A 16,796-nucleotide genomic window follows, 5' to 3' on the forward strand; every position below is an offset into this window, starting at 1 on the left:
GGTGACAGGCTGCGCCTGAATCAAAATAGTGTTTAGGAATAGGTTGATCCGGATGACACAGTTCACGTTACACTACCTGTTGCCGACGTTAGGGATATTCCATCGGAACAAGTATAATGCGTATTGCTTAGCAGACGATATCATGGAGCCATACAGGCCCTTTGTAGACCTCATCGTTTACGATATAGTAGCTGAGCGCGTTTCTATTCAAGAACTGGATACCGCACTTAAAACCAGGTTGTTGCTACTACCACAAGTAGACGTAAAGTTTGACGATGCGACCAGTCCGTTGTTAGTCGGCACCTCTCGGACCACTGCTTCTTTGGCCCGATGTTTTGAGGGCGTCTCCCGTAAAATCAACTATCCGACTATCTAGTTATGCGTCATTATCGTGGATCGTTTAAATCAATATCGCATTTTGTGGATTTTAGTCTTTTTTGATTTGCCCACAGAAACCAAAAAAGAACGGGCGGCACATGCACGGTTTCGCAAAGACATCATGCAAGATGGCTTCACGATGTTCCAATTTTCCATTTATCTGCGTCATTGCAACAGTCGCGAAAATGCGGATGTCCATATCAAACGGGTAAAGCGCTTGTTGCCTGAAAAAGGACATGTTGGCATATTGACCATCACGGATAAACAATTCGGTGATATTGAGCTGTTTATTGGAAAGGAAATTGGAAAGCGACCGGATACACCACAACAACTTGAATTATTTTAGGCGAGCGTTTCTTATTCAAAAAAGTTCTCTTTTTGTGAACTTTTATTCATAACTTTGTAATTGCGATGCAATGCGCATACATTTGATAAAGCGACAGACCATTGAGCATTTTGTGGCTATGCATGCGAGAAGCAGAACCTCGTTGAGAGATTGGCTGGAAAAAATTAAGTATGCGGATTGGAAGTCACCAGCGGAAATTAAGCAGACGTTCAAAAGCGCAGACTTGCTTGGCAACGGCAGCAATAGGGTGGTGTTTGATATTGGCGGCAATAATTATAGGATGATTTGCAAGTATGTATTCGGTGCAACGCAAATCCACCTGTTTGTATGTTGGCTAGGCACGCATGCCGAATATGATAAGCTGTGTGCAGCCGGAATGCAATACACAGCAAACGATTATTAGTAAGATTTTAAGATTATGGCTGCATTGAAGTACAGCGTCATTAAAGACAAGGCACAATATGATGCTTATTGCAAGATATTGGAAGAATTACTAGATAAGAGTTCCACCAATACCGAGGAGGTGGAATTGCTTACCTTATTAATAACACATTACGATACAAAAAACAACAATTTCAATGAAATGGATCCTATTGAGCTGCTGAAATCGTTCATGAAAGACCATGGATTGAAATCCAAAGACTTAGTCAGTTATCTGGGGATAAGCAAAGGATACGTTTCTGATATTTTACATCATAAAAAGGGACTTTCCAAAGAGCTGATACGTAAGCTGGCCAGCCGTTTTAATGTATCCCAAGAAGCGTTTAACAGACCCTATAAGCTTTATGTGCCAGAAAATCGACACGTTAAAAGTACTAGGGCGATAAATGCATCCAAAGATACACAGCCGAGGTTAGCATAGTGGAACCCTACCCCTATTCAAAAAATCCTAAAATTTTTTCTCAACACAGTATTGTGTAACAAAAAGGCAACCGTATCTTACGAATAGAATGCGTAAAATTGATCAACCAATAAAAAATCCAAGCTTTGTTAGCTTGGATTTTTTATTTCTAATTTTTGAATTAATTTACTGATTTTCATTGAAATACATGATGGTATGTTGTGGCTAATATCAGTAAATCAAAGAATGAAAGCAAATCACAACTGCCCTGCATTTTGCAGCTAATTCTCCAAAGTTGTGGCTAATATCAGTAAATCAAAGAATGAAAGCAAATCACAACGCCGGTGCCGTCATCGTTGCGCCGCCATTGGTTGTGGCTAATATCAGTAAATCAAAGAATGAAAGCAAATCACAACGCCCCATCATTTTCCCGCGGCGCAGGCTCCGTTGTGGCTAATATCAGTAAATCAAAGAATGAAAGCAAATCACAACGGGCTGGGCTGGCTAATAAACATGCCTCGGGTTGTGGCTAATATCAGTAAATCAAAGAATGAAAGCAAATCACAACGCTTCCGCTTCATAAACGACACCCGAGCCCGTTGTGGCTAATATCAGTAAATCAAAGAATGAAAGCAAATCACAACATATGAAACTGCTTTCATTATTCAGCGGGGGTTGTGGCTAATATCAGTAAATCAAAGAATGAAAGCAAATCACAACACCCTCTTAAGCACCGTTTCGTTCTCGGCTGTTGTGGCTAATATCAGTAAATCAAAGAATGAAAGCAAATCACAACGGGACGTTACCGCGGACGTGCGGGCAATTTGTTGTGGCTAATATCAGTAAATCAAAGAATGAAAGCAAATCACAACGAGTGCAGCCGACGACACCAAAATTGTGATGTTGTGGCTAATATCAGTAAATCAAAGAATGAAAGCAAATCACAACAGGTAGGCAGGGAGCAATTTCTCCTGCCAGGTTGTGGCTAATATCAGTAAATCAAAGAATGAAAGTGGTGTGAAGTCCCTATGGCTATTTTGCTGGAACAAGGTAACAAAACTTTCGTGACGCACAGTCAAGAAAGTTCTTGATGGCCGATGAACACAACACGTTCAGAAAAAATTATACGTTTGTGCCATTTCGAGGCAACCCAGCAAATATGCCATTGACATCTTTTTCAGCAAGCAAAAAAAAGCTTATATTTGTACTTATAGCTTACTCGTCATACAATGGATAGTTTATTGTTATATAAAAAATTGAACCATTTGCCTGATGCCATGAAGGCCGAGGTTGCAGATTTTATTGAGTTCCTCGAACAAAAGGCTAAGAAAGGAAAGAAGAAGGGTAATAATCCTGTGCCGAAATTTGGCAGCGCTAAAGGGATGTTTGTAATGCATGATGATTTCGATGAGCCGCTGGAAGATTTCAAAGATTACATGTAATGGTGGGTAATTTATTGGATACCCATGCATTTATCTGGTTTATCAACGGAGACGATGCGTTATCCCCGAAGGCGCTTGAAGTCATTGGAAATCATCCCGACACAAATTACGTCAGTATAGCCAGTCTATGGGAAATTGCGGTAAAAATCAGCCTGGGCAAATTAGACATCAAACAACCATTCTCCAAGATTGCTGATGAAATCGCGAAAAACGGATTTCAGATTCTACCCATTGGCTTTGAAGATGTGTTACAACTTACAGCACTTACTTTTTTCCACAAAGACCCATTCGATCGCCTGATCATTGCCCAGGCCATTACCAACAAATTTCAAGTCATCTCAAAAGACCAATACTTCACCGGATATCCGGTTAACGTGATTTGGTAATGCAGTATTCCTGTTTTTCTATTTCCTTCTTTCCGTAGACCACGTACTCATACGCTTTTGCGGAAATATGGACCTGGAACCCAATCGAAGGGAATTCACGAACGCGGGTGAAAACATCGCCATCACAGTAATAAAAGCAAATCACAACCCGAAGAGGTTATTCTCAATATACCCCAAACGTATAACTAATAGCAGTAAACCTCACTCCTACCTCCTCCCATTTTCTATCCAATTTCATCTTTTACTCTATTTATATACATATTTTATTTTGATCTTATTCGGAGTTTATTCGATTGTTAACCGAATAAACTAAAAGTATAATTAAATATATTTTTAAAATTATAGAAAATTATAGATAAATTTGGATAGGGAATAAACACTGACATAACTATGGGTAAACTATCTGAAGGTATAAACGGACCGGTATCAGGCACGGTGGGAGGCTTAGTTTTCTACCAGGTGGGCAAACAGACGCGTGTGCGTTCATTGCCCCGGCGGAACAAGAAAAAACGCAAACCTACCCCATTGCAGGCATTGCAGCGGGAGAAATTTGCAGTGATGCAGCGTTGGATGAAGCCGATGAAAGGGATATTCCGCATTGGTTTTGGTGACCCGGACTCGCCGCGCAGCGGCCATAATGCGGCCATGTCGTACAACATGAACCATGCGATTGTCTATAACGAGGAGAAATATGAAGTAAACCCGCAGGCGTTCAAATTCAGCCATGGACCGCTTTCGCCGCCTGTGAATGTCTCCGCCCGGCAAACGGATGGGGGTTTGCGGTTCACCTGGGAGCAACCGGCTGACCAATTGTCTGGTTGGATACGCACCATCCTGCTGGTACATAACCCTGATCCTGAGCGGGGGAACAGCTGGCTACGCATTTATGGGGCCGATGCAAGCAAACGGGAAGATACCTTGGACCTCAGGACGTTTGGTTTCCACACCGGAGATACTTGCCATGCCTACATGGCGTTCATCAAACAGGATGATGGACAGGTATCCGACAGTGTATACGCAGGGGCCATTGTGATGGAAAAAACGGATGTTACAGCAGCATCGCCTTCAGGATAGGTTTCGCATAGTCGCCCCAGTCTTTCAAGCTGCCCTCCAGCTCTTCACGCAGCTCGCGGTAGCTGACGGCCTTCCCTTTTTTGGGAACTTCCAGCTCCTTCGCTGATACCGCCCGCTCTTCTACTTTGGTCGCGAAATATGTCATGTTTTCATACGGGAAGGCCACACCCAGGATCATGCCGGGCAGTCCGGTAAACGACTCGGGCCCACCAGTAACCGGAATTTGGTCGGTGTAAAAGGCAACGACATAAATGGAATCGAGCACCAGCGCGTTGGCCCGGCGGCATTCGTAACCCGCAATCTCGCGCGTCTCATTGGTAAACCGCCATTGGATACGCCGTGTACTGTCGGTAACAATGAAGGTCTCTTCATAGACACTTTTCTGGCTGACACTTTGCCCGGCAACCAAGTCGGTAAATATGACATTGCCGAGGTCGATGGAAGGGTCATTGCCAAAAAAACCGGTGGAAGCGGTGGCTTCGGCCGCTGGCCAAAACCGGGTCTTGGTAGCGTCAAATGCCAGGTTATACTTAAACGCCTTGAATTGCGGATTGGTCTTCTGGTATTGCTCAAATGCTTGTTGCATAAACGAGTTATCCCTTATCCGGGCCTTGATCTTGGCGTACATGTTTACGCGTTTTTCAAATTCGATCACACCGCTTTCTACGAAATGGGCGTACTGGGCCATCGCTGATTGGGAGGCTACTACTAGCGCGATTAAACAGGATAGGCGGTATAAAAATTTTATCTTCATGGTTGTTAATTTTGTACGGGTACACCACCCATCTTATTGAAATCCCAGGTAAGGGAAAACATCAGGAAGCGGGTGATTGTTGTGTAACTGTTTTGTGTGAACATGTTGTTGTTGGCCGAACGGCTAAAGCCTCTATTCTGGTTGAAGATGTCGTTCATGCCTACGGAAAAGTTAAGGGTTTCTCCTTTGAGGAACTTTTTGCTCACGGAGGCATCAACAATGAACTGTTCAAAATCTTCATCAAACGTTTCGGTCGGACCGGTGTAGGTATACCTACCAACCGAATTGATCTGGAATTTCCAGGGCAGGTAAATATTGAAAGAGTAATAACCACTTAACCCCCACCCGTTGTTGTTCTGTTGCTGTTGCAACGACGACTGCCCGAAGGTGTAGGTCGGACCGAAATCGATGTTGAAATCGTATTTTTTCTGGATGTATTGCCGCAGGTTGAGGCTGCCGGAATAGGTGGAACTCTGCGTCTTGTTCAGCTGGCCATTGGTTAAATTATAGTAAACGTTGCCGTTCGTATTCAGTCCGGCGCCGACGTCAATATTCCATTTTTTGATTTTCTTGCTGAAGTTGGAGTAGAAATAATAATTCATGGGCGTTTCATCATCCAGGTTCGCATACTGGAACGTATTCCGCCCGACGGAATCCGTATAGGTATTGCTCACAATCGGATTGCTGGTGTTTGAAAAACTACCCATAAAATAGACATATTGATTGCCGAGCACCTTAAATGAGTTGTATGACATACTAAACCGATTGGTGTATGATGGTTTGAGATCGGGATTGCCTAATACAATGTTCATGGGGTCATCATTCACCCGCACCGGCTGTATCTGGTTGATCGATGGCTGGGTATTATTCCCGTTGTATGATGCGGTAAATGATTTCTGCTGTGAAAAACGGTACTGGTACCGCAATTGGGGGTTATAATTGGTAAAACTCCGTTCAAAGCGATTATCCGAGTACCGGTCGGTCTGATCAAACTGCACGCGGCTCATGCGTGTACCGGCGTTGAGCGTGGACCTCCCTTTCTTGAAATTGAATATGGCGCCCAACTGGTTGGACAGTTGGTTCAGCTTGAAATCATTGCTATACAGCGAATCCATATCTGAATAATCGCCGGTACCGACTGGATTGAAAGACTGCCTGAGGGAGGTGCCATTATTGGCAGTCAATCGATAATTCAGCACCAAGGTAAGTGTTTGGGTGAACGGTTCGGAGTAGGTAATATTGGAATTGAACACCGAACTCTTGGTGTCGTTGATCTTCATTTGGTCGACCACCAATACGCTATCGACCACTCCTGCGTCATAAAAGGAGTTTTCTGAATAGAGGAATCCGTTCGATTTGCTTTCGTTGATCGACTCATTGAGTTCCCAGGAAAGCGTGCGCCCCTTCTTGCGCAGTTTTTTGGTCCACAGCGCCGTGAGGTAGGCACTCTGCCCATCGGTATCATTGGTGGTGCGGCGGGTCGACTCATTGAGCATAGCCCCTGCCCCGTCGGTACCTGCCGATTGGTTAAACTCCGTCGTTTCCCCATTTCGGAGCGTTCCGTCTACGGTCACTTTCAGCGTCGATGTCGAATCGAACTGCGTTTCGAAAATGGCCCCGCCCCGCTGCCGGAATATCCGCCGGTCAAAGGTCTGGCCGGATACCGTGTTGATGGTTCCGGACGGGAGGTTATTCTCGGTGATCGTGTTGCTGGAACCTTTTACGCCCAACTCACCGATCTTATAGTTACCGTTGATGGATTGCTTGCCGTCATTCCACTTATTGCTGTAAAATACCCCGCCGTTCAGCGCCGAGGGGATCCCTCGGCCGTCGTAGCGGCCGCCCCACGACTCGATGTCGTCCTGTCCCCCACCAATACTGATCATGACGTTTCCATCATCCGTAAATGACGTGCTGCCGGAGGGCGAGTAACGGTCGGCATCCTGCCAGCTCAGTCCTGTGCGGCCGGTATTGCCAATGGTACCAAAGGCGGAGAAGCGTTGTTTATTATCGAAACGGTTGAACATGGCCTGGCCCTGGTACATATCGTTGGTGCCGACGCCCGCATCCACTTTGCCGAAATACCCCTTTTTCTTATCATCCTTCAGGGTGATGTTGAGGGTCTTGGAGCGTTCGCCGTCATCCACACCCGTAAATTCGGCCTGGTCACTTTTCTTGTCATACAGCTGCACCTTGTCGACCATATCCCCGCGGAGGTTGCGGGTCACCAACGTCGGATCGTCGCCGAAAAACTCTTCGCCATCGACCAGCACCTTGTTGACCGTCTGTCCTTGGGCGGTTATTTTTCCGTCCTGGTCCACCTGTATACCGGGCAATTGCTTCAGCAGGTCTTCTACTTTGGAGTTGGGCTGTATGGTAAAGCTTGCCGCGTCGTACTCCGTCGTATCCCCCCGGATGGTAATGGCCTGCCGCCGGTTTACCAATACTTCCTCCAGTAGCTTCGAACGGAGCACCAACCCCAGATTGCCAAGGTCGACCTCGTTGACGGTGCTGTCTACCTTAACACGCTGCACATAATCGGCATATTCCGGAAAAGTGGCAAAAATAATATACTCCCCCGTATCCAAACCGCTTAATACGAAACGCCCCGAGGCGTCTGTGCGCGTAAACCGGTAAAGCATGGAGTCCTGGGCATGTACGAGTACAATGGATGATTTAGCGAGCTTCATGCTGGAAGCGGTATCGACCACGGCGCCCTTGATGGCGTAGCCGTTTTCTTGGGCTTTGGTAACGAACCCGCATGAACACGCCATCAATAGCGCAATGAGAAGTCTCTTCATAGTTGTTTTATGCTACAGTTGCTGCGTATTGGTAAAAGCTTCGCTGCATGTTAGGTTATTATGTTAGTTGTCCGATTCCAGTTGCGCAAATATAAAACTAAAATATTAGTTTTTGTATATTTCGTTAAGATTTAACATTTTCTTGATATTCGGCCTAAAACGGCTTTATTTCGATTATGTCGTAAATATACGAATAATTAGTAATTATACAAGGCAGGTGAGAGATCGCTAACTTGCCTATCTTTGGCAAATTAGCTAAGTTTGCAGCAAAGCCTTACGCAATGCAAAAAATCAAAGAATACTTAGCAGCGAATCAGCAACGTTTTTTGGACGAACTGTTTGAGCTGCTCCGGTTCCCATCGGTGAGCGCGGATCCGAAATATGCAGCAGATGTACGTAGTGCCGCGGAATACGTTGCCCAAAAATTGCGGGACGCCGGTGCTGACCGTGTGGAGGTATGCCTCACGGCTGGTCATCCCGTCGTATACGGGGAAAAGATCATCGACGCCACAAAACCTACGGTGCTGGTGTACGGCCATTATGATGTGCAACCGCCCGACCCGCTGGAACTGTGGGAAACACCGCCATTTGAACCTACCGTTCGCGACGGCAAAATATTCGCCCGCGGTGCGTGTGATGACAAGGGGCAGTTTTACATGCATGTGAAGGCCTTTGAGCTGATGCAAGCCACAGGTACCTTGGCGTGCAATATCAAATTCATGATCGAAGGCGAAGAAGAGGTGGGATCGGACAACCTCGGCACGTTTGTAAAGGCAAACAAGGAACGGTTGGCCGCCGATGTGGTGCTCATCTCGGATACCGCCATGATCAGCCTGGATACGCCTTCACTGGAAACCGGCTTGCGCGGATTGTCTTACCTGGAGGTGGAGGTGACCGGACCGAACCGCGACCTGCATTCGGGTGTGTACGGCGGTGCGGTGGCTAATCCGATCACCATCTTGGCGAAGCTCATCGCATCCTTGCATGACGAGGACAACCGGATCACGATACCGGGCTTCTATGATGAGGTGGCTGAACTCAGCGGTGAGGAGCGCAAGGCCCTGAATGAGGCGCCGTTCGATGAAGCCGTGTACAAAGCGGACCTGGGCGTACGGGCCCTGTGGGGCGAAAAGGGGTATACCACCATTGAGCGCACAGGCATACGTCCCACGCTGGAGCTGAATGGCATTTGGGGCGGGTACATCGGCAAAGGGGCCAAAACGGTGTTGCCCGCAAAGGCATCGGCTAAGATCTCCATGCGGTTGGTACCCAATCAGGATTCGGATGCAATCACGGCGCTGTTCACCGAGCACTTCGAACGCATGGCACCCGACTATGTGACCGTGAAGGTAACGCCCCATCATGGCGGACAGCCAGCGGTGACGCCCACGGACAGCGCGGCTTACCGGGCGGCTGAGAAAGCCATCGAGGAGGCATTCGGCCGGAAGCCGATTCCGACACGCGGCGGGGGCAGTATTCCCATTGTGTCGTTATTCGAGAACGAACTGGGACTCAAAACGGTGCTGATGGGCTTTGGGCTGGACAGCGACAATTTGCATTCGCCCAACGAGAAATACGATATCGCTAATTATTTCAAAGGCATCGAAACCATTCCATTATTCCATAAGTATTTTGCCGAACTGAGTTAACGACGAGGACGTGAACGGGATGACACGCATGTTACGAAAAACGCACAGATGCCTTTATTTGGCATCTGTTTTAGTTTTCTTCGTACTTTTTTTTCCCGTATTGGCTGTCCTCGCCCGAGACCCCGAGCGGCATTTCCATCGCATTGCGCGGTGCCGCCGAATCATCGGCTTCCTGGGTTCCACACTGGTCGGCGTGTTTTACCGCTTTACATTCGAAACCCCCATCGATTGGTCGAGGCCTTACATTATCTGCGCCAACCACACCTCCAACTTGGACATTACAGCCATGGTATTGCTCTGTCCGTCGGCCTTTTCCTTCATGGGGAAAATCGAGCTGCTGGATAATCCGGTCACCGGCCTGTTCTTCAAGACCATCGACATCCCATTGAACCGTCAAAGTAAACTATCGGCCTTCAGGGCGTTCAAAAAAGCCGAAGGGAACCTCCGGCAGGGACGCACCATGGTCATCTTTCCGGAAGGGCATATCGGCGAGGAGTTTCCGCCACGGCTGTACGACTTCAAAAACGGCCCGTTTAAATTGGCCATCGAAACGCAGGTGCCCGTTATCCCGGTGGTCATCCACAATGCATGGAAAGTCTTTTGGGATGATGGCAAAAAATTGGGCAGCAGGCCCGGGATCATCGAGATCGAAATCCTAAAACCCATTGAAATGACTGGTCTTCGGCTGGAACACGCAGACCGCCTGCGGGACGATGTGCGCGACCGGATAAAAAAAAGCTGGAACCGAACCGGGGGTATGTAACTTTTACTATCTTCGTACGTCTTATCAAATAAACAGAATTTATGTCATCACAGTCACTCATTCAAATCAGGGATATTGGACGCAAATACGTCATCGGTGCGGAAACCATCCACGCTTTGAAATCAGTGACCCTTGAAATCAACAAAGGCGAATTTGTGGCATTGATGGGGCCGTCGGGCTCGGGCAAGTCTACGCTGATGAATATCTTGGGCTGCCTGGATACCCCTACCCGCGGGGAATATATCCTCAACGGCATCAATGTGAGTGAAATGACCGATGACGAGTTGGCCGAGGTGCGCAATAAGGAGATCGGCTTCGTTTTCCAAACGTTCAACCTGCTGCCGCGATCCACTTCGTTGGACAACGTGGCCCTGCCACTGATCTATGCCGGATATAGCAAAAAAACGCGGGAAGAGATGGCCCAAAAGGCACTGGAAAGCGTAGGATTGGGCAACCGCGTCGATCACAAGCCGAATGAGCTTTCCGGTGGCCAACGCCAACGGGTGGCCGTAGCCCGCGCCTTGATCAATAATCCTTCCATTATCCTAGCCGATGAACCCACGGGTAACCTGGATACTAAAACGTCCATCGAGATCATGGGACTGCTGGAAGAAATCCATTCGCATGGCAACACGATCATCCTCGTGACCCACGAGGAAGATATCGCCCAGCATGCGCACCGCATCGTCCGCATGCGGGACGGTCTTATTGAAGACGATTATCCCAATAAAGACATTAAAAATGTGTCGCCCCGCCTCACCGCGCTGCGCGAGAAGGGTTCCGATTTCGAGAACATCTAATCATCGAAAACGCCGTTTTTTTGTCATAAAAACAACCAAAACCATTAGCAAAATACTAGTTTACAAGACATTAGCTTCTTATTAAAAAATATTGACAAAAAATTCAAAAATCATAATAGAAATATTATATTTTTGCGCAAAAATGAAACTTAAATTGATAGGTTATGTATTGGACATTAGAGTTAGCCTCACATTTGGAAGATGCACCTTGGCCAGCAACGAAAGACGAGCTTATCGACTATGCTATACGCTCGGGTGCACCAGTGGAAGTAATTGAAAACTTACAGGCACTGGAAGACGATGGTGAGCCTTATGAAAATATAGAAGAGATTTGGCCGGACTATCCCACTAAAGATGATTTCTTCTTCAACGAAGATGAATACTGAAGCATAGCCGCCCCGCACGATAACGTCCGGGGCGGTTTTGTTTAACGCTGGCAACCATGGCCAATTTCAACAATTTATTTTCACATCCTTGCATCTTTGAAAACAAAAAGCCATATTTGCCTCACAAGAAAATGATTTTTCAGACAGGACATATTACTTGGTGGTGGCATAGCAATTAAGGCTGTGGCAACCTCCTATTGTAAGTAATAATTACTGATACGTATAGCGGCTTGCCCATCATCGGCAGGCTTTTTTTGTGGTTATAGAGTATGAAACAAATCTTAGCGCATCTCTTCGAGTTTAAGACCTTCACCAAAGGTGAGGCGTATGAGATACTGACCAATATCGCCTCGGGTAAGTATAATCACTCGCAGATCGCGGCGTTCATGACGGCCTATGGCATGCGGAGCATCCGCGTGGAGGAACTGGAGGGCTTCCGCGATGCGATGTATGACCTGTGTCTGCAATTGGATTTCCCGGGCTACCCGCTCATCGACCTTTGCGGCACTGGCGGCGACGGCAAAAATACGTTCAACATCTCCACCCTGGCTTCTTTTGTGGTGGCAGGGGCCGGATACCCGGTGGCCAAACACGGCAACTATGGCGTCTCGTCTGGATGCGGATCGTCCAATGTGATGGAGCATTTGGGTTATCAGTTTACCAACGACAGGGACGCCATCCATAGGCAGCTGGACACCGCTAACATCTGCTTCCTCCACGCCCCGCTGTTTCACCCTGCGATGAAGACGGTAGCGCCGATCCGTCGCGAATTGGGCGTGAAAACATTTTTCAACATGATCGGGCCATTGGTCAATCCGACCAACCCCCGCTATCAGTCGGTGGGTGTATTCAGTCTGGAACTGGCACGCCTGTATGGTTATCTGTATCAACAGACGGATAAGCAATATACCATTCTTCATGCGCTGGATGGCTATGACGAAATTTCCCTGACAGGCGATTTCAAAACCATCAGCAACACGGGAGAGCGTATTTTCAACATCCAGCAGCTGGGCTTTGAGCCGCTTGGACCGGAAAGCATACATGGCGGGGAAACGGTGGAAGAGGCGGCCAAGATTTTCTCAGCTGTAATCAATGGTCAGGGCACCGCAGAGCAAAACAACGTCGTACTCGCCAACGCGGCCATCGCCATACAGACCTTCCATCCGGAGAAAAGCTTCGGCGACTGTTATTACGAAGCCGAGGCGTCGTTGATGGGAAAAAAAGCGCTGGAAAGTTTTAACCGACTGGTGAATGGTGGTCGGTGATGAGTGGCCAGTGATCGGTGGTCGGTGATGGGTGGTTAGTGATCGGTGGTCAGTGACGAGTGGTCGGTGATGGGTGGTTAGTGATCGGTGGTCAGTGACGAGTGGTCGGTGATGAACGGCCCCAGTGTCTGATGTCTGTTGTCTAATGTCTAATGTCTGTTGTCTAATGTCTAATGTCTAATGTCCAAAAAAACAATGAAACCGAAAATAAAGATATGTGGCTTGCGGTATCCGGACAACATCCGGGAGGTGCTGGCCTTACATCCGGACTACATCGGTTTCATCTTCCACCCTACCTCTAAGCGGTTTGTGGGGTCGCTGGATGCAGGGTGGGTGGCCGGATTGGACGGGGCAAAAAAGACCGGTGTTTTCGTCGATGCCGCCATCGGTGACGTGCGGACGGCTGTAGCACGGTATCAATTCCAGGCCGTGCAGTTACATGGCGGGGAAAGTCCGTCCTATTGCGCCGAATTGAAGGATCTTGGCGTGGAGATCATGAAGGCCTTTGGCATCAGCGAAGGGTTTGACTGGACTGCATTGGGAGATTATGAAGCGGTGGTGGACTACTACCTGTTTGACACGCGAAGCGACCAGCATGGCGGCACTGGCGTGCGCTTCGACTGGGGGCTGTTGGATGGCTATCGGTCGGCGAAACCCTTCTTCCTGAGCGGGGGCCTCGATGCCGAAAACATCCGGGAGGCACTGCTTTTGGGGGACAGCCGCCTCTATGCGCTGGACCTCAACTCGAGGTTTGAAACCGAGCCCGGCTTGAAAAATATTGAATTATTGAAACGAACGTTACAAACCATCAACGATGAGTGAATACCAGGCAAACGAAAAGGGTTATTATGGTCATTTCGGGGGAGCCTATATCCCCGAGATGCTGTATCCGAATGTGGAAGAACTACGGCAACACTACCTGCAAATCATCCAAAGCGAGGATTTCAAGCAGGAATTTGATGCGCTGTTGCGGGATTATGTGGGGCGCCCTTCTCCCCTATACCCCGCCACTCGGCTATCCGAGCGTTACGGCGCCAACATTTTCCTCAAGCGCGAAGACCTCAACCACACCGGAGCCCATAAGATCAACAATACCATCGGCCAGATCCTGCTGGCCGAACGGCTGGGCAAGAAGCGCATCATCGCGGAGACCGGGGCCGGGCAGCATGGTGTGGCCACGGCTACGGTGTGTGCGCTCAAAGGACTGCAATGCGTGGTTTATATGGGTGCCATTGACATCGAGCGGCAGGCACCCAATGTGGCGCGCATGAAGATGATGGGTGCTGAGGTGGTAGCGGCCACCTCGGGCAGCAAGACGCTTAAAGACGCCACCAACGAGGCGCTGCGCGATTGGATAAACAATCCCGTGGATACGCACTATATCATCGGCTCGGTGGTGGGTCCCCACCCCTATCCGGACATGGTGGCCCGCTTCCAGTCGGTCATTTCTGCGGAAACCCGCAAGCAACTCCTCGAGAAAACCGGACGGGAAACGCCGCATTATGCGGTGGCCTGTGTTGGAGGCGGCAGCAATGCCGCGGGCATGTTCTACCATTTTCTGGATGAGCCGACCGTCAAACTGGTGGCCGTAGAAGCCGCCGGCAAGGGTGTCCACTCCGGTGAGTCCGCCGCCACGACCGTACTGGGGCGCGAGGGTGTGCTGCATGGCAGCCGCTCCATCCTGATGCAGACCGACGACGGACAGGTCATCGAACCGTATTCGATCTCCGCGGGGCTGGATTACCCCGGTATCGGTCCGCAACATGCCTGGCTGCATCAAACCGGGCGCGCCACTTATGCCGCCATTACGGACGATGAGGCCATGCAGGCCGGGCTCCTGCTGACCCGCATGGAAGGCATCATTCCGGCAATTGAAAGCGCCCACGCACTGGCCCAGCTGGAAAAAATGACATTCAAGGGAGATGAGGTGGTCGTGGTGTGCCTTTCCGGCCGGGGCGACAAGGATTTGGACAATTACACGAAGTATTTTGGGTTTTAAACCATGAATAGGATCACTAATTTATTTGCCGGCAAAGGCGACAAGCGCATACTCTCCATTTATTTCACCGCGGGCTACCCCACGCTGGACAGCACCTTGGATATTGCAGAAGCGTTGGAAAAGGCCGGTGCCGACTTTCTGGAGATCGGCTTCCCTTACTCCGACCCGGTGGCCGATGGTCCCGTCATTCAGCACAGTTCGGAAGTGGCACTGCGCAATGGCATGACGCTCGACCTGCTTTTCGAGCAGCTCAGCGGCCTCCGCAAACGGGTATCCATCCCCATACTCCTGATGGGTTATGTCAATCCGGTGCTGCAATATGGGGTAGAGCGGTTCTGCCAATCGTGCAAGGCGGTTGGCGTGGATGGGGTCATTGTACCTGACCTCCCCATGTATGAATACGAGGAGCGGTATCGGGGAGCCTTCGAGGCCAACGGCCTCAGCAATATCTTTCTCGTGACACCGCAGACGTCTGAAGAGCGCATCCGCAAGATCGACGGCTTGTCTACGGGCTTCATCTACCTGCTGTCTTCTTCGGCCACGACCGGCAAGAACCTTTCGGTGTCCGAAAGCACAACGGCTTATTTTTCGCGTATCCGTGCCATGAACCTGAAAAACCCGGTTGTCATCGGTTTTGGCATTTCCGACCGCGATACCTTCGCCCAAGCCACGGATTATGCCGATGGCGCCATTGTAGGCAGTGCCTTTGTGCGGTTATTGGGCGATGCGGATTATATGGAACGCATACCGCCGTTTATCCGTCAATTGAAGGGCTAACCGGATGGACATCAGTCCATCCGCTCGTTGAGGATCTTTCCTTTCGGGTCAAATTCGACCGTTAAATCGTTGTTGCGGCCTTCCAAATCCACCCGGTACGTCACGATGCCGCCCGTATCGATCTGTTTGGCATCTTCAATGCGATACCCGCCAAATTCAGTCTTGATTTGTTGCTCAACGGCATCGGGGAGTGAACTGGAACTGATCTCTTCTTCATGTTTCAACACTTTTCCTTCCGGACTGATGAATACGGTATGATCCCGGCCGATCAAGCTGAGGTTGAACTCCGCTTCATAATTGCCGTCATTTTTCCGTTCCCATTCCACTTGCCGAGCCTTCGGAAATTGCTGTTGAAAGGCATTCAACACGACGGCAGGTACTCCCCGAAGTGCGGCATCCTGTGCCACCATCGAAAGGTTGGCCAATAGGAGCACGCCCAAACTAATTAACAATTTTTTCATGGTTATCTGTTTATATTCACAAAGCAAATAATCAAAACAGGAAAAACTTGGGAAATGGGGTTTATCGTCTAATCCTTGGAAACTTGTGCGCTTTTTCCATACCTTTGTGTCGGCATGGCGAGGATTTTGTCCATATTACTCATCTTCATCTACAGCTTTTCGGCTACCGGGGCGACTGTGCACCTGCACTACTGCTGCGGTAAACTGCAACACCCGGCATCGCATGCGGAAAAGCAAGATCCCGGTGATTGCCCGCTCTGTTTGAAACACGACGAAAAGCAAAAAGACAATCGCACTTGCGGTGACGACAACAGCTGCAAAACGGACGGCACGACACACGGGCATTGCAAAAACATCAAACTAGAAGCCAAGAAAACGACTGAAGAACACCTCCCGAGCGGCCATCAAACTGCTGCAAAGATCTATCCGCTGGAACTGCTGGTGATCACGTTGGCTCATCTGATACCCGCTCCGCTTGACATCGGCCATGCTCCCCACCTTGTAGCTACCGGCCTCCAGGAGGCTTCCATACCGTTATTCATCCAACACTGCACGTATCGTATTTGATTTCCATCGATCGCGGATTCGCCGTTGAGTTGCACTAGGCGCTCTTCACTCAACAGGCATTTGGTGCGTTTGCACCGGGTTTAGATCAATACAGGATTACAAATCAA

Annotated in this window: 19 protein-coding genes and 1 CRISPR repeat array; of the genes, 16 read left to right on the top strand and 3 right to left on the bottom strand. The window is 48.9% G+C overall.

What is annotated here, in order from left to right; genetic code table 11:
* Positions 1-52 precede the first annotated feature (52 nt).
* From ACMGDE_RS12440 to ACMGDE_RS12470, 7 genes are all read left to right on the top strand, one after another.
* Positions 53-376, top strand: a complete 324-nt coding sequence (locus tag ACMGDE_RS12440) for a CRISPR-associated endonuclease Cas1 (protein WP_436833127.1) — start codon at positions 53-55, stop codon at positions 374-376.
* 15 nt (positions 377-391) lie between these two features.
* Positions 392-724, top strand: a complete 333-nt coding sequence (cas2, locus tag ACMGDE_RS12445; protein WP_436833128.1) for a CRISPR-associated endonuclease Cas2 — start codon at positions 392-394, stop codon at positions 722-724.
* A 70-nt stretch (positions 725-794) separates the two neighbouring features.
* Positions 795-1,127, top strand: a complete 333-nt coding sequence (locus tag ACMGDE_RS12450; RefSeq protein ID WP_436833129.1) for a type II toxin-antitoxin system HigB family toxin — start codon at positions 795-797, stop codon at positions 1,125-1,127.
* A gap of 15 nt (positions 1,128-1,142) precedes the next feature.
* Positions 1,143-1,586: a helix-turn-helix domain-containing protein gene (locus ACMGDE_RS12455; RefSeq protein ID WP_436833130.1), complete on the top strand. Its 444-nt coding sequence runs from the start codon at positions 1,143-1,145 to the stop codon at positions 1,584-1,586.
* Positions 1,587-1,783: 197 nt separating this feature from the next.
* Positions 1,784-2,513: direct repeats of the CRISPR family, unit length 46 nt; unit sequence GTTGTGGCTAATATCAGTAAATCAAAGAATGAAAGCAAATCACAAC.
* Between the two features lie 281 nt (positions 2,514-2,794).
* A complete protein-coding gene (vapB, locus tag ACMGDE_RS12460; protein WP_436833131.1) occupies positions 2,795-3,007 on the top strand; it encodes a type II toxin-antitoxin system VapB family antitoxin in 213 nt (70 codons plus the stop codon).
* Positions 3,007-3,393, top strand: coding sequence for a type II toxin-antitoxin system VapC family toxin (locus ACMGDE_RS12465; RefSeq protein WP_436833132.1), 387 nt, complete (start codon positions 3,007-3,009; stop codon positions 3,391-3,393). The genes vapB and ACMGDE_RS12465 overlap by 1 nt, the downstream gene beginning before the upstream one ends.
* Before the next feature lie 390 nt (positions 3,394-3,783).
* Complete coding sequence (locus tag ACMGDE_RS12470) at positions 3,784-4,467, top strand: DUF6266 family protein (RefSeq protein ID WP_436833133.1); 684 nt, start codon at positions 3,784-3,786, stop codon at positions 4,465-4,467.
* Here ACMGDE_RS12470 and ACMGDE_RS12475 read toward each other — a convergent pair.
* Both ACMGDE_RS12475 and ACMGDE_RS12480 read right to left on the bottom strand, forming a co-directional pair.
* On the bottom strand, positions 4,442-5,221 hold the full coding sequence (locus ACMGDE_RS12475; protein ID WP_436833134.1) for a GLPGLI family protein: 780 nt from the start codon (positions 5,219-5,221) through the stop codon (positions 4,442-4,444). The two genes, ACMGDE_RS12470 and ACMGDE_RS12475, sit on opposite strands and share 26 nt — an antisense overlap.
* 5 nt (positions 5,222-5,226) lie before the next feature.
* Positions 5,227-8,022, bottom strand: coding sequence for an outer membrane beta-barrel protein (locus tag ACMGDE_RS12480; protein ID WP_436833135.1), 2,796 nt, complete (start codon positions 8,020-8,022; stop codon positions 5,227-5,229).
* Positions 8,023-8,303: 281 nt separating this feature from the next.
* On the opposite strand from ACMGDE_RS12480, the gene ACMGDE_RS12485 reads away from it, so the two are divergent.
* The 8 genes from ACMGDE_RS12485 (at position 8,304) to trpA (ending at position 15,661) form a co-directional block, all read left to right on the top strand.
* Positions 8,304-9,671 (top strand): dipeptidase, encoded by a 1,368-nt coding sequence (locus ACMGDE_RS12485; RefSeq protein WP_436833136.1) that lies wholly within the window; start codon positions 8,304-8,306, stop codon positions 9,669-9,671.
* Positions 9,672-9,699: 28 nt separating this feature from the next.
* On the top strand, positions 9,700-10,434 hold the full coding sequence (locus ACMGDE_RS12490) for a lysophospholipid acyltransferase family protein (protein ID WP_436833137.1): 735 nt from the start codon (positions 9,700-9,702) through the stop codon (positions 10,432-10,434).
* 41 nt (positions 10,435-10,475) lie between these two features.
* On the top strand, positions 10,476-11,234 hold the full coding sequence (locus tag ACMGDE_RS12495; RefSeq protein WP_436833138.1) for an ABC transporter ATP-binding protein: 759 nt from the start codon (positions 10,476-10,478) through the stop codon (positions 11,232-11,234).
* 164 nt (positions 11,235-11,398) lie between these two features.
* On the top strand, positions 11,399-11,620 hold the full coding sequence (locus tag ACMGDE_RS12500; protein WP_002996718.1) for a DUF2795 domain-containing protein: 222 nt from the start codon (positions 11,399-11,401) through the stop codon (positions 11,618-11,620).
* Positions 11,621-11,889: 269 nt separating this feature from the next.
* A complete protein-coding gene (trpD, locus tag ACMGDE_RS12505; protein WP_436833139.1) occupies positions 11,890-12,885 on the top strand; it encodes an anthranilate phosphoribosyltransferase in 996 nt (331 codons plus the stop codon).
* 195 nt (positions 12,886-13,080) lie between these two features.
* Positions 13,081-13,707 carry a phosphoribosylanthranilate isomerase gene (locus ACMGDE_RS12510; RefSeq protein WP_436833140.1) on the top strand — a complete coding sequence of 209 codons (627 nt, stop codon included), beginning with the start codon at positions 13,081-13,083 and terminating at the stop codon, positions 13,705-13,707.
* On the top strand, positions 13,700-14,884 hold the full coding sequence (trpB, locus tag ACMGDE_RS12515; protein ID WP_436833141.1) for a tryptophan synthase subunit beta: 1,185 nt from the start codon (positions 13,700-13,702) through the stop codon (positions 14,882-14,884). Before ACMGDE_RS12510 ends, trpB begins: the two co-directional genes overlap by 8 nt.
* A gap of 3 nt (positions 14,885-14,887) precedes the next feature.
* A complete protein-coding gene (gene trpA / locus ACMGDE_RS12520) occupies positions 14,888-15,661 on the top strand; it encodes a tryptophan synthase subunit alpha (protein WP_436833142.1) in 774 nt (257 codons plus the stop codon).
* 11 nt (positions 15,662-15,672) lie between these two features.
* On the opposite strand, the gene ACMGDE_RS12525 is transcribed toward trpA, so the two are convergent.
* Positions 15,673-16,122, bottom strand: coding sequence for a PepSY-like domain-containing protein (locus ACMGDE_RS12525; RefSeq protein WP_436833143.1), 450 nt, complete (start codon positions 16,120-16,122; stop codon positions 15,673-15,675).
* Between the two features lie 114 nt (positions 16,123-16,236).
* Here ACMGDE_RS12525 and ACMGDE_RS12530 point away from each other — a divergent pair, with 114 nt between their 5' ends.
* Complete coding sequence (locus tag ACMGDE_RS12530; protein ID WP_436833144.1) at positions 16,237-16,689, top strand: HYC_CC_PP family protein; 453 nt, start codon at positions 16,237-16,239, stop codon at positions 16,687-16,689.
* Positions 16,690-16,796: the final 107 nt, after the last annotated feature.

This window comes from Parapedobacter brassicae, assembly GCF_051400755.1.
Classification (GTDB): domain Bacteria; phylum Bacteroidota; class Bacteroidia; order Sphingobacteriales; family Sphingobacteriaceae; genus Parapedobacter.

Bases quoted from the DNA above. Each gene is read 5' to 3' on its own strand.
- ACMGDE_RS12440 (WP_436833127.1), top strand. From the start codon at position 53: ATGACACAGTTCACGTTACACTACCTGTTGCCGACGTTAGGGATATTC.
- ACMGDE_RS12450 (WP_436833129.1), top strand. From the start codon at position 795: ATGCGCATACATTTGATAAAGCGACAGACCATTGAGCATTTTGTGGCT.
- ACMGDE_RS12455 (WP_436833130.1), top strand. From the start codon at position 1,143: ATGGCTGCATTGAAGTACAGCGTCATTAAAGACAAGGCACAATATGAT.
- vapB (WP_436833131.1), top strand. From the start codon at position 2,795: ATGGATAGTTTATTGTTATATAAAAAATTGAACCATTTGCCTGATGCC.
- ACMGDE_RS12465 (WP_436833132.1), top strand. From the start codon at position 3,007: ATGGTGGGTAATTTATTGGATACCCATGCATTTATCTGGTTTATCAAC.
- ACMGDE_RS12470 (WP_436833133.1), top strand. From the start codon at position 3,784: ATGGGTAAACTATCTGAAGGTATAAACGGACCGGTATCAGGCACGGTG.
- ACMGDE_RS12475 (WP_436833134.1), bottom strand. From the start codon at position 5,221: ATGAAGATAAAATTTTTATACCGCCTATCCTGTTTAATCGCGCTAGTA.
- ACMGDE_RS12480 (WP_436833135.1), bottom strand. From the start codon at position 8,022: ATGAAGAGACTTCTCATTGCGCTATTGATGGCGTGTTCATGCGGGTTC.
- ACMGDE_RS12485 (WP_436833136.1), top strand. From the start codon at position 8,304: ATGCAAAAAATCAAAGAATACTTAGCAGCGAATCAGCAACGTTTTTTG.
- ACMGDE_RS12490 (WP_436833137.1), top strand. From the start codon at position 9,700: ATGTTACGAAAAACGCACAGATGCCTTTATTTGGCATCTGTTTTAGTT.
- ACMGDE_RS12495 (WP_436833138.1), top strand. From the start codon at position 10,476: ATGTCATCACAGTCACTCATTCAAATCAGGGATATTGGACGCAAATAC.
- ACMGDE_RS12500 (WP_002996718.1), top strand. From the start codon at position 11,399: ATGTATTGGACATTAGAGTTAGCCTCACATTTGGAAGATGCACCTTGG.
- trpD (WP_436833139.1), top strand. From the start codon at position 11,890: ATGAAACAAATCTTAGCGCATCTCTTCGAGTTTAAGACCTTCACCAAA.
- ACMGDE_RS12510 (WP_436833140.1), top strand. From the start codon at position 13,081: ATGAAACCGAAAATAAAGATATGTGGCTTGCGGTATCCGGACAACATC.
- trpB (WP_436833141.1), top strand. From the start codon at position 13,700: ATGAGTGAATACCAGGCAAACGAAAAGGGTTATTATGGTCATTTCGGG.
- trpA (WP_436833142.1), top strand. From the start codon at position 14,888: ATGAATAGGATCACTAATTTATTTGCCGGCAAAGGCGACAAGCGCATA.
- ACMGDE_RS12525 (WP_436833143.1), bottom strand. From the start codon at position 16,122: ATGAAAAAATTGTTAATTAGTTTGGGCGTGCTCCTATTGGCCAACCTT.
- ACMGDE_RS12530 (WP_436833144.1), top strand. From the start codon at position 16,237: ATGGCGAGGATTTTGTCCATATTACTCATCTTCATCTACAGCTTTTCG.